Source organism: Bradyrhizobium sp. USDA 4516 (assembly GCF_054055915.1).
The window spans coordinates 792,736-804,663 of sequence record NZ_JBSRXT010000001.1; the positions used below are offsets into that span (position 1 = coordinate 792,736).

At 64.4% G+C, this 11,928-nt stretch carries 10 protein-coding genes; 3 read left to right on the top strand and 7 right to left on the bottom strand.

The genetic code is table 11. The annotated features are described in order from the left end of the window. Positions 1 to 117: 117 nt before the first annotated feature. The 3 genes from ACVI1L_RS03760 to ACVI1L_RS03770 form a co-directional block, all read right to left on the bottom strand. Positions 118 to 1,332, bottom strand: coding sequence for an acyl-CoA dehydrogenase (locus ACVI1L_RS03760; protein ID WP_229190641.1), 1,215 nt, complete (start codon positions 1,330 to 1,332; stop codon positions 118 to 120). A 168-nt stretch (positions 1,333 to 1,500) separates the two neighbouring features. Continuing rightward, positions 1,501 to 2,577 (bottom strand): 3,4-dihydroxy-2-butanone-4-phosphate synthase, encoded by a 1,077-nt coding sequence (gene ribB, locus ACVI1L_RS03765; protein WP_028334516.1) that lies wholly within the window; start codon positions 2,575 to 2,577, stop codon positions 1,501 to 1,503. Between the two features lie 263 nt (positions 2,578 to 2,840). Next, positions 2,841 to 4,571, bottom strand: a complete 1,731-nt coding sequence (locus ACVI1L_RS03770; RefSeq protein ID WP_168857203.1) for a cation:proton antiporter — start codon at positions 4,569 to 4,571, stop codon at positions 2,841 to 2,843. A 59-nt stretch (positions 4,572 to 4,630) separates the two neighbouring features. Here ACVI1L_RS03770 and ACVI1L_RS03775 point away from each other — a divergent pair, with 59 nt between their 5' ends. After that, the gene (locus tag ACVI1L_RS03775) at positions 4,631 to 5,173 is read left to right on the top strand and encodes a DUF3124 domain-containing protein (RefSeq protein ID WP_375162624.1); all 543 of its coding nucleotides are present in this window, start codon (positions 4,631 to 4,633) and stop codon (positions 5,171 to 5,173) included. 60 nt (positions 5,174 to 5,233) lie between these two features. After that, complete coding sequence (locus tag ACVI1L_RS03780; RefSeq protein ID WP_168857204.1) at positions 5,234 to 6,472, top strand: aminotransferase-like domain-containing protein; 1,239 nt, start codon at positions 5,234 to 5,236, stop codon at positions 6,470 to 6,472. 247 nt (positions 6,473 to 6,719) lie between these two features. Here the strand turns inward: ACVI1L_RS03780 and ACVI1L_RS03785 are convergent, their stop codons facing one another. After that, positions 6,720 to 8,000: an amidohydrolase/deacetylase family metallohydrolase gene (locus ACVI1L_RS03785; RefSeq protein ID WP_316395979.1), complete on the bottom strand. Its 1,281-nt coding sequence runs from the start codon at positions 7,998 to 8,000 to the stop codon at positions 6,720 to 6,722. Positions 8,001 to 8,232: 232 nt separating this feature from the next. Between ACVI1L_RS03785 and ACVI1L_RS03790 the strand changes: the two genes are divergently transcribed. Further along, the gene (locus ACVI1L_RS03790; RefSeq protein ID WP_050387960.1) at positions 8,233 to 8,463 is read left to right on the top strand and encodes a hypothetical protein; all 231 of its coding nucleotides are present in this window, start codon (positions 8,233 to 8,235) and stop codon (positions 8,461 to 8,463) included. Between the two features lie 69 nt (positions 8,464 to 8,532). On the opposite strand, the gene ACVI1L_RS03795 is transcribed toward ACVI1L_RS03790, so the two are convergent. The 3 genes from ACVI1L_RS03795 to ACVI1L_RS03805 form a co-directional block, all read right to left on the bottom strand. After that, complete coding sequence (locus tag ACVI1L_RS03795; RefSeq protein ID WP_057015422.1) at positions 8,533 to 9,351, bottom strand: aldo/keto reductase; 819 nt, start codon at positions 9,349 to 9,351, stop codon at positions 8,533 to 8,535. Positions 9,352 to 9,517: 166 nt separating this feature from the next. Next, positions 9,518 to 11,098 carry an alkaline phosphatase D family protein gene (locus tag ACVI1L_RS03800; RefSeq protein ID WP_456782320.1) on the bottom strand — a complete coding sequence of 527 codons (1,581 nt, stop codon included), beginning with the start codon at positions 11,096 to 11,098 and terminating at the stop codon, positions 9,518 to 9,520. Positions 11,099 to 11,412: 314 nt separating this feature from the next. Then, the gene (locus tag ACVI1L_RS03805) at positions 11,413 to 11,844 is read right to left on the bottom strand and encodes a hypothetical protein (protein ID WP_200844543.1); all 432 of its coding nucleotides are present in this window, start codon (positions 11,842 to 11,844) and stop codon (positions 11,413 to 11,415) included. Between the last annotated feature and the right edge of the window lie 84 nt (positions 11,845 to 11,928).

Sequence of the window (11,928 nt, forward strand, 5' to 3'; positions counted from 1 at the left end):
GAGATTCCGGGTTCGCGCCGTCCAAATCGGCTGTTGCCGACTTAGACATTTAAGATCTGCCGAACTCGGGTAAACCTGAGTTCGGTTGGCGCGCCCCGGAATGACGAGCAAGCGCCCTTACGAGAACGCCTGGATGCCGGTGATTGCGCGGCCGAGGATCAGCGCATGGACGTCGTGCGTGCCCTCATAGGTGTTGACCGTCTCGAGGTTCGCGGCGTGACGCATCACGTGATACTCGATCTGGATGCCGTTGCCGCCGTGCATGTCGCGCGCCATGCGGGCGATGTCGAGCGACTTGCCGCAATTGTTGCGCTTGACGATCGAGATCATCTCAGGGGCCATCTTGCCCTCGTCCATCAGGCGGCCGACGCGCAACGAGGCCTGCAGGCCGAGCGCGATCTCGGTCTCCATGTCGGCGAGCTTCTTCTGCACCAGCTGGGTGGCGGCGAGCGGCCGGCCAAACTGCTTGCGGTCGAGCGTGTATTGCCGCGCGCGGTGCATGCAGTCCTCGGCAGCGCCCAATGCGCCCCAGGAGATGCCGTAGCGGGCGCGATTGAGGCAGCCGAACGGGCCCTTGAGGCCGGAGACGTTAGGCAGCAGCGCGCTTTCCGGCACCACCACATTGTCGACCACGATCTCGCCGGTGATCGAGGCGCGCAGCGACAGCTTGCCGCCGACCTTCGGCGCCGACAGGCCCTTCATGCCCTTCTCGAGGATGAAGCCGCGGATCTGGTTGTCGTGCGCAGCCGACTTGGCCCACACCACGAACACGTCAGCGATCGGCGCGTTCGAGATCCACATCTTGGCGCCGTTGAGCTTGTAGCCGTCGGCGACCTTCTCGGCGCGGGTCTTCATGCCGCCGGGATCGGAACCGGCATCCGGCTCGGTCAGGCCGAAGCAGCCGACCCATTCCCCGGTCGCAAGCTTGGGCAGATATTTCTTGCGCTGGTTTTCGTCGCCATAGGCGTAGATCGGATACATCACCAGCGACGACTGCACCGAGTTCATCGAGCGATAGCCGCTATCGACGCGCTCGATCTCGCGCGCCACGAGGCCATAGGCCACGTAGCTCGCATTGGCGCAGCCATACTCCTCGGGCAGCGTCACGCCGATCAGGCCGAGCTCGCCCATTTCGTTGAAGATCTCGCGGTCGGTTTTCTCTTCCAGATAGGCCTTGGTGACCCGCGGCAGCAGCTTGTCCTGCGCATAGGCCCGCGCAGTGTCGCGGATCAGGCGCTCGTCTTCGGTAAGCTGGTCGTCGAGCAGGAACGGATCATCCCACTGGAAGCTGGCGGCAGCCGGCTTGTCCTTGGCCTGGGGGCGCACGCTCATGAAACATCCTTTCGCATCGTCTATCGGAAATTGGCGGATAAATTAAAGCGCTATGCTGCGAAGCGCAATTGAATTGGGACCTTCGTCATTCCGGGGCGATGCGTCAGCATCGAACCCGGAATCTCGAGCTTCCGGGTTCGCGCTATCGCGCGCCCCGGAATGACAGTGCTAGGTCTCCAGCTTCTCGTTCGACACGATCTCGATGCCGAAACCTGACAATCCCTTGTAGTCATGCACCGACGAAGTCAGGTGCCGGATCGAGGTGACGCCGAGATCACGCAGGATCTGTGCGCCGACGCCGACCTCGCGCCACTGCCTGTGGCGATCGGCCTCCGCCGTCTTCTGCTCGCCAACCGGCTCGACCGGAACACCGGCGGCACCATCGCGCAGATATACCAGCACGCCGCGGCCGGCATCCTTGAAATGCCGCAGCACGGCTTCCATTCGCGCCGGCCCGGTGAACAGGTCTTTCACGATGTTCGGCTTGTGCAGCCGCGTCAGCACGTCCCGGCCGTCGCCGATGCCGTTATAGACGAAGGCGGCATGCATGATCTCATCGAACGGCGAGCGATAGGCGTAGCCCTGCAGCGGGCCGATCGGGCTTTCGGTGGTGAAGGTCGCGACCCGTTCGATCAGCTTCTCGCGCGCCTGGCGATAGGCGATCATGTCCGCGATCGTGACATGCTTGAGCTTGTGGGCGGCGGCGAATTTGGCGACCTGCTCGCCCTTCATCACGGTTCCATCGTCGTTCATCAGCTCGCTGATGACGCCTACCGGCGGCAGGCCGGAGAGCCGGCACAGATCGACCGCCGCCTCGGTGTGGCCGGAGCGCAGCAGCACGCCGCCGTCGCGCGCGATCAGCGGGAAGATGTGGCCGGGACGCGCGAAATCATTGGCGCCGGCATTGGGATTGGCGAGCGCGCGGCAGCAGGAGGCGCGTTCCTCGGCCGAGATGCCGGTGCCACCATCGGGCTTGTAGTCGATCGAGACCGTGAAGGCAGTGGTGTGGTTGGACTCGTTGTGCGCCACCATCGGGTCGAGCCGCAGCCGGCGGGCATCCTCGGTGGTGATCGGCGCGCAGACGATGCCGGAGGTGTGGCGGATGATGAAAGCCATCTTCTCCGCCGTACAGAACGACGCCGCGACGATCAAATCGCCCTCGCCTTCCCGGTCGTCATCGTCGGTGACGACAACGAGTTCACCCTTCGCAAAGGCTTGCAGCACTTCCTGGATCGTATCGGCCATTGTCCTGACATCTCGCTATATGCAGGCAGTGGATTAGCCGGGTTCCGATGTCAGCGCCAGTATCATTATGCAACCCGCCATGCATCCGGCAGGGATACCAGGAGGGGAGATTTCACCTCTCCCAAAGGGAGAGGTCGGATCGCATCGCTCGATGCGATCCGGGTGAGGGGTTCAGCCCTCTCGTGGGACTCGAGCCCCCTCACCCGCTGCGCAAATCGACTCTCCCCGATGGGGAGAGGTGATGGACAGCCTTGAGACCGGCGTTACGGCAGCACCTCGCGCCGGTCGCTGAGCTGGGCGTCCAGTTCGGCGCGCTTGTCGTCGAGCAGACCGGCGTCGGCCGCCTCGATCACGGAATAGAGCTCGCCGGCGTCGCTGAGCCGGGTCACCGTCACGTAGTCGGCGCCGGCGCTGTAGAGGTCGTCGACGCCGGTCAACAGGTCCGCGGTGGCAACGATCCGCGCGGTCGGATTGAGGGCGCGGACGTGGCGCACCAGCTTCTCATTGTCGGCGCCGACCAAGAGGAAATCCGGCACGCTCAGGATGATGATCTCGGCCTTGCCGATGCCGGCATGAACCAGGGTGTCGACATTGCTGATGTCGCCATAGATCACATGCATGCCGCGGTCGGACAGCGTGCGGAACACCAGCGGGTTGAAATCGATGACGCTGATCTGCTCGAGCAGCGACTGGTTCTGCCGCTCGATCTGGCTGATCAGCGCGCTCGCCGCGCGGAAAAAGCCGAGGATGACGATGCGCCGGATCTCGCCATGTCCGCCCTCGTGCCCGGCCTCGCGGCCCTGGCCTTCCTGATCGAGGTCGCGCAGCCCGATCCGCTTCAACGGACCAATCAGGCCGCGCACGATCTGGTCGCTGCGTCCCATCGCGAAGGTCGAGAGCACCGCCAACACCACGAAGGCGAACGAGGCCGCACTCGCGGTTTCGGTTCCGATGTGGTTGGCGGCGACGCCGGTCTGGATCACCACCAGCGAGAACTCGGAGATCTGCGCCAGGTTGATCGCTGGCAGCAGGCTGGCGCGCAGGCCCTGCTTCATCAGATAGAGCGGCGTGAACGTCGTGATCAGGCGGCTCGCCACCGTGAAGGCCGCGATGACGAGCGCAAGCCAGATCACCGAGAGGCCCGGAATCGGGATCGTCATGCCGAGCGCGACAAAGAACAGCGTGATGAAGAAATCCCGCAGCGTCGTGACCTTGGCGGTGACGTCGAGCGCATAGGGAAAGGTCGAGATCGAGACGCCGGCGACCAGCGAGCCCATCTCGCGCGACAGATGCAGCCGCTCGGCGATCTCGCCGATCAGGAAGCACCAGGCGAGCGCGCCGAGCAGCACGAGCTCGGGCCGCCGCGCGATCTGGTGGAACAGCCGCGGCAGCACGTAGCGGCTCAGCACCAGCGCGGTCGCGACCAGCACCGCGACGCGGGCAATCGACAACAGCACGACGCTGATCTGCAGATTGTCGAGGCTCGGCTGCACCGCCAGGAACAGGATCGCGAAGATGTCCTGCAGCACCAACACGCCGAGCGTGATGCGGCCCGGCAGCGTATCCAGCTCGCGCTTCTCGTAGAGCACCTTGACGATGATCACGGTCGACGACAACGAGCAGGCGACGCAGAGATAGATCGCGTCGAACTTGCCGCCGCCGACCGCAAGCCCGATAGCGGCAAAGAACGCCACGCCGATCAGGCAGCCGCCGATCAGCTCGCCGGCTCCCGCGAACAGGATGACCTTGCCGGCACGGATGATCTTCTTGAGGTCGATTTCCAGCCCGATCATGAACAGCATGAAGATCAGGCCGAGCTCGGAGATGACGCTGATCGATTCCTGGGACTTGACCCAGCCCATGCCGAATGGACCAATGAAAAAGCCGGCGATAAGGTAGGCCAGTATCAGCGGTTGCCGGGAGAAGTGGGCGAGCAGCCCAATCCCCCAGGCAAACAGGATACAGAGCGTGATATCGGGAATCAGTTCATGCATGCGTCAAAGACTTCCTGTTGCCGCAACCTAGAGGGCCGGGCGTGAGGATCAACCGAGCAATGTGTCACATCCGCGCAGGCGGCATTTTTCTCGCAGTTTTGCTCTGCCTGCTCACCGTGCGCATGTCAGAGGCGCTAGCACAATCCTCGGCAAGTATTGAACAAAATTTCGCGAACTCGTTGACGACGGTGCCATCGGAGGGCCTCACCGCCTCCGGTGCATTCTACGTGCCGGTGTATTCCAGCGTGTCGATGAGCCAGGGCAAGCTCAGGGCCGATTTTTCGGTGACGCTCAGCGTGCACAACGCCTCCGAGACGAAGCCGCTGGTGCTGAAGCGGATCGCCTATTTCGACACATCAGGCAAGATGGTGGAGAGCTACCTTAAATCGCCGGTCGCGCTAAAACCGTTTGCGACCGTCGAGGTCGCGATCGCCACGACCGATACCCGCGGCGGCACCGGCGCGAATTTCGTGGTCGATTGGGCGGCCGCCGGCGAGATCGCGGAACCGGCGGTCGAGGCCTTGATGGTCGGCAGTGTCGGCGCAGGGCACTACGCCTTCATCAGCCAGGGCCGGCCGATCCGGCCGGTCGGCAAGAACTAACCTCATGGAAGGCCGCTTGCCGCGGCCTTCTCAACGATAACAACACGGAGCGAAACGTCCATGTCCACCTCAGCCCAGTTCGACTTTACACCGCTACTCGCGGCCGGCCTGCCTGCCCCGGCCGCACGCTGGACCGGGCTCGCCAAATACAGCTTCGTCGGCGGCAACAACGATCCCGACCAGGTCCCGGTCGACGGGCTGCTGGAGGCGGTCAACGCCGTGTTGAAGCGCGAGGGCAGGAATCTGGCGACCTACAATCTCGCGCACGGGCCGCAGGGCTATCTTCCGCTGCGCCAGTTCCTGACCGAGAAGCTGAAGCGCGACGCCGGGATTGCCTGCACGCCGGACGAGATCATGATCGTCTCCGGCTCGCTGCAGGCGCTCGATCTTGTCAATCACACCTTGCTCGCCAAGGGCGATACCGTGCTGATCGAGCAGGAAACCTATCAGGGCTCACTGAACCGGCTGACACGGCTCGGCGTCAATGCGGTCGGCATTCCCCTCGATGGCGAGGGCATCAGGATCGATGCGCTGGCTGCGGCACTCGCCGATCACAAGCGGCGCGGCATCACGCCGAAATACATCTACACCATCCCGACAGTGCAGAACCCGACCGGCTCGATCCTTCCGGAGAGCCGCCGCGCCGGGATGCTGAAGCTGTCAAGGGAATACGGCGTGCCGATCTTCGAGGACGATTGCTATGCCGATTTGATCTGGAACGGCGAACGGCCGCCCGCGATCTATGCGATGAGCAAGCATGGCGGCGTGATCCATATCGGCTCGTTCTCCAAATCGATCGCGCCTGCGCTACGGGTCGGCTTCATCGTCGCGCCCTGGGGGATCATGTCGCGAATGCTGCCGCTGAAGACCGACGCCGGCTCCGGCGCACTGGAGCAGATGGTGCTCGCGGAATATTGCGCACCGCATTTTTCGACCCATGTGCCGCGCCTGACCAAGGGCCTGCGCGCCAAGCTCGATACGCTGATGGAGGCGTTGAACGAGCAGTTCGGCACCGCGGCCGAATTCGAGGCGCCCAAGGGCGGCATCTTCCTCTGGGTCAAGCTGCCCGACAATGTCGACACGCTGAAGCTCTATCAGGCGGCGCTTGCCGCCGGCGTCTCGATCAATCCGGGACCGGAATGGTCGACCAGCAAGGCCCATTCCGGCAGCCGGCTCCGCCTCTGCTTCGCCAGCCCCTCGCACGAGCAGATCCGCGAGGGCGTTGCCGCGCTGGCCGAGGTGTGCCGCAAGGAGTTCGGCGTGCCGGCGCGCAGCAGCAATGTGGAGAAGCGCGGCTAGATCATGATGACTTTGCGCTGAAGCGAGTTGCGGACTCCGATTCACCTCGCCCCTGCGGGGAGAGGTCGGAACGCATCGTCAGATGCGTTCCGGGTGAGGGGGAGCCTCCGCAACCTCAGCTATCACCGGATTTGCGGAGACAGCCCCTCACCCCAACCCTCTCCCCGTAAGAACGGGGCGAGGGAGCGCAGCGCGCTTGCGGTCGCCATTCGATCTGAATCTCATCATGCTCTACGGATCTGCGCGCCTACCTCACCGAGAACGGCGCCTGATAGGGCCGGCCGAACGGCACGCCGTTGACCACGGTCTGCACCGGCTTTAGCAGCAGATTGCCGTCGCGCTTGTTGTTGCGGGTATCGACGAAGGAGACCGGGCCTTCGACGAGATCCATGATCGCGACGTCGCCGGGCGCGCCACGCTGCAGGGTGCCGACCTTCGGGGTCCGGTTGATGATCCGCGCCGGCGCCGAGGTCGCCATCGCCACCACCTGATCCAGCGACGAGCCCATCGCCAGGAACTTGCTCATCACGTTCGGCAGGAACGGAATGCCGGGCGAGTTGCCCGAGAAGACGTGGATGTCGGAGGAGATCGTATCGGGCGCGCAGCCGGCGGGGATCGCGACTTCGGCCACCGTGAAATCGAAGCTGCCGCCGCCATGGCCGACGTCGAACAGCACGCCGCGCTGCTTGGCCGCGAGCGCCGCCGGCAACAGCTTGCCCTCCTGGACGATATTGGTGAAAGCGCCGGACATGTTCGGCGCGCCGGAATAGGCGTGGGTCAGGATATCGCCCGGCCGCAGCAGATCGAGGATGTCGGACATCAGTTCCCTGGTCTCGACGCCGCCGATATGTACCATCATCCGCGCCGGCCAGCCGCACATCTCGCAGGCCTGGATGCCGCGCTTCAGCGGCTCGAGGCCGTGCTTGAAGATGACGTTTTCCGACATCCGCACCTTGACCCCGATCAGGAAGTCGGGGTTCTCGGCCAGCGCCATCGCGCAGGCTTCGACCTGGGCGTTGTCGATGTTGTAGAGCTCGGCCACCGGGAATGCCGACAGGCCGTTGTTGGCGATGTGGACGAAGGCGTAGATCCGCGCCCGCGATTGCGCGACGATGAAGCGCCGCAGCGCCGCGAGGTTGTTGACGCCGGCGTCGCCCGCCGAGACCACCGTCGTGGTGCCCTGGAATTGCACCAGCTCGTCGGCGGGAATGCCGATCGCCGATCCGTACGGGTAGACGTGGCAGTGCAGATCGACCAGACCCGGCATCACGAGCTTGCCCGACGCGTCAATGGTCCTGGCGGCGCGAGCAGCCGGGATATCGTCTTCGATCGCCTCGATGATGCCCCAGCGGATGCCGATGTCGCGCTTGCCGCGCAGCGACTGGCTGGGATCGATGACATCGCCGTTCTTGATCACGAGGTCGAACTTGTCGTCCGGCCCCATCGCCGCAGCGGCCGGCCTCGCGATGGCTGCGGCAGCGGCCGATCCCGTCACTTTCAAAAAATCCCGGCGTGAAAATTCGCTCATGGCAACGTCCCCCCGAACATTGATTTTTATGGCGCGATGATGCGTCGGACGCAGCGGTTAGGCAAGGCCGGGAAAGCCGCCCGTGCGCTCGCTCATCGGTTGTGCGCACCAACACGCGACGGCAGCAGCGTTCGAGGCAGTTGCTGAACAAGTGTTCAGAAAACTCCTCTGGTTCCTGAGGAACGTTTCAATCTCCGCACGGTTTTCTCTTCACTTATTTGAGGAGGATGAGATGAAAAAGATTGGCTTTGTTCTCGCGGCGGTTGGTGCGCTTGCGGTGGCCGTTCCGTCGATCGCGAGCGCCGAGACGGTCGTGATCAGACACGGCGGTCATCATCACTGGGACCGCGGCTGGGGCGCACGCGCCGAAATGCGCCATGACCGTGGCTGGCATCGCGGTTGGCATCATGGCTGGCATCACGGCCATGACCGGACGGTGATCATCAAGCGTCATCACTACTAAGGACCGACACAACGGAAAATGGCTCCTCACGGAGCCATTTTCTTTTCTGCTTCCTCAGGGCCAGCGGCCTCAATCCCACGCCGGCGCAAACCCCGGATTGACGCAGCGCATGTCCTTGGGCAGCGCCGCAATCGCCTTGCGGTCCGCGTCGTCGAGCTTGACCTTCAGTGCGTCGAGATTGGCCTTTTGGCTTTCGGCGCGCGAGGCTTTCGGAATAGCCGCCACTCCATCCTGATCGAGCAGCCATTTCAGCGCCACCTGCGCCGCGGTCGCATCATGCTTGCTGCCGATTTTCGCCAGCGTCTCGTCGGTGGCGAAGCGGCCCTGGGCGAGCGGACAATAGGCCACCAGCGGGATCGATTTCGCGGCGAGATATTTGCGCACCGGCGTCTGGTCCAGCATCGCGTGATATTCGATCTGGTTGCAGGCGATCGGCGCCTTGATGTCCTCGACCACGGTCTTGAGCAGCGCGGTGGTGAAATTGGCGACGCCGATCGCGCGGGTGCGGCCTTCCTCCCTCAGCTTCATCAGCGTCTCGAAGACGGCAGGCAGCTTCATACTCCGCGACGGCCAGTGCACCAGATAGAGATCGACGTGATCGAGCCGCAGCTTCTTCAGGCTGGCGTCGAACGCTGTCCGGATCGCATCCGGCGCCAGGTTCTCGTGCCAGACCTTGGTGGTCACGTGCAGGTCCCTGCGCGCGACATTCGAGGCAGCGATCGCCGCCCCGATCGCCTCTTCATTGCCGTACATCTCGGCGGTGTCGATATGCCGATAGCCGAGCCCAAGCGCGCTCTCGACCGCCGCGCGGCAGGTATCGCCCTGCATGCGGAAGGTGCCGAGCCCGAGCTGCGGCAGGCTGATGCCCTGTGTCTGCAGATTTTCCATGGATAGCTCCTGACGCGTGGGACGCCGATGCCATCGACGACGTCACGCCAGCAAATCGTTTCGTGGGAATGAAATTGGCAGGACTGCCGACACGCAGTCTGCCCGCAAACCGGGCCCTCGGGCAAGACGCCGGCAATCAAGATGTCGCGACGGATCAGAGACGGCGCTAGATGTGCTGCGCCATGATCTGGCCGGGCCGCGCGTCCGGCCGCGGCTCGATATCGACCGACCAGAGGTCGTGGTTGTCGACGTCCTTCAGCGTCACCGTCATCACGCCGGTCTTGCCGTCGATGTCGACGCGGCCGAAGAATTGCAGCTCGAAGCACGGCGCGAGATTGTCGCCCTGCTCGGCCGAGCAGCCCTTCTGGTACATCGCCTTCGGGCCAAAGGTGTTGTCGAGCTCGCCCGGCGACCAGGTGCCGGCATGCAGCGGACCGGAGACGAACTCCCAGAACGGCTCGAACTCCTGGAAAACCGCGCGGTTCGGATCATAGTGATGCGCGGCGGTGTAGTGCATGTCGGCGGTGAGCCACACCGTGTTGCGGACCCCGGCGCGCTTCATGAAGGACAACAGATCGGCGATCTCGTGCTCGCGCCGCGCGGGCGGCCCGTCGCCGAGCGCGACCGCATCGAGGCTGACGAGGCCGATCGGCAGATCCGCCGCGATCACCTTCCAGACAGCATCCGACGCCACCAGCTCCCGCTTCAGCCAGGCGAGCTGGCTCTGGCCGAGGATGCAGGCGTGGTCCGGATCGCCCTGCTTGTTCCAGCTGGAATCGCGATAGGAGCGCATGTCGATGATGAAGACGTCGAGCAGCGGCCCGTAGGGAATCTTGCGGTAGACGCGGCCATCGCGCTCCGGCATCAGCCGCATGGGCATGAATTCGTGGAAGGCGCGGCGTGCCCGTGCCACCAGGCGCGAGCTGCCGTCCGCCTCATAGCCGGTCGCATCGGTGGTGCCGAGTGGCGACCAGTCGTCGGCCACCTCGTGGTCGTCCCACTGCGCGAACATCGGCACCTCGGCGTGGAAGGCGCGGAAACTCTCGTCGAGCCAGTTGTATTTGTAGTTGCCGCGAAACTGATCGAGGCTCTGCGCGACGACGGATTTCTCCTCGGTGACGATGTTGCGCCAGATCTCACCGTTTGGGAGTTTCTGCTCCGACGGCACCGTGCAATCGGCGTAGATGTGATCGCCGGAATGGATGAAGAAGTCCGGACGCTCGTCCAGCATGGTGCGGTAGCTGCGCAAGCCGCCGCGCGCGGGGTCGATGCCCCAGCCCTGCCCGACGACGTCGCCGGACCAGACGAACGAGACGGGACGCCGGTCGGCCGGCGCGGTTCGGAAATGGCCGACCCGGCTTTCGCCTGATGTGCCCTCGCGGTCCTCGAAGCGCACGCGATAGAACAGGTCCTGGCCCGGCGGCAGGCCGTCGAGCAGCAGCTTGGCGGTGAAGTCGCGCTCGGGCAGCGCATCGGCGGACACGGTGCGCAGGATGCTGGCGAAGCTTTCGACCGCGGCGCATTCGATGTGCATCCGCGCGGCGCGATCGGCGCGCGCCCAGATGACAGCGGAATCGCTTGCCACGTCGCCGGACTGGATGCCCGCAATCGCGGGCCGATCCGCGGCGCGGCTCAGATACGGTCTTGCCAGCGCGCCGAATCCCGCCAGCGCCGCGGTCGACGCCGAGCGCACCAGAAGCTGGCGCCGGGTGAGGCCTCGCCGCCTCGCGGAGTTCGCTGTCGGCATCGAATAACCTTCGTCGAATCGCAACGAAGGTTTTGCCTGCGCTCCTTGACTCCGGCCTTACGGTTTCTTGACTCTCCGCCGACGGTTTTGCGACGGCGGGATGACTCGGGGGCGGCTGCTGGGACGGCGGCCCCGGATATCGAGCGCTCAAGCACCAAACCCGTCATCCTGAGGAGGTCGCGAAGCGGCCGTCTCGAAGGATGAACGGCCCGTCCGTGGCCGATCCATCCTTCGAGGCTCGCTTCGCTCGCACCTCAGGATGACGGGTCAAGGATTGACGCACTTCGAGAAAGCAGAGGCGCGAGAGCGCCGCCTCACCGATGCCAGTTGCAGATGCCGCCGGTGCGGCACGGCCAGGTCTGGATCCGTGTGTCACGGGCCTCCGCATCGAGCGGGTTCGAGTGGCGGCGCGCGAGCTTGGCACGGGCGGGCACGCGCGCTTCCGCGCGCTTCTTCTCGTGCGGCGCGGTCACCCTGGTGGTCCGCACGGCTTTCTTCGGCGCGACTTTCGGCTCCTCGACCTGCGGCTCGACATTCGCATGCTGATCGGGGCCATGGTCGGTCTTCGCCTCGACCGGAACGGGCTCGAACTGCGCCGGCGGGCCAAGCGGCTTCGGCGACAACACTGCGCGTGAAAGATCGAGGCTGAAGAACTCGCTGGGGCGATACTCGTCAGCCAACGCCACGCCGCCCAAAGCCAGGCACGCGGTACAAACGGTTGCAACAAAAGCGTTTTTCAGGACCATCAAACGGCCTCCTGAAATCACTCGAACAGACAGCCATCATGTAGGGGCTCGGGCGTACGAATCCAGCCACCGCTTGCAGGCAGG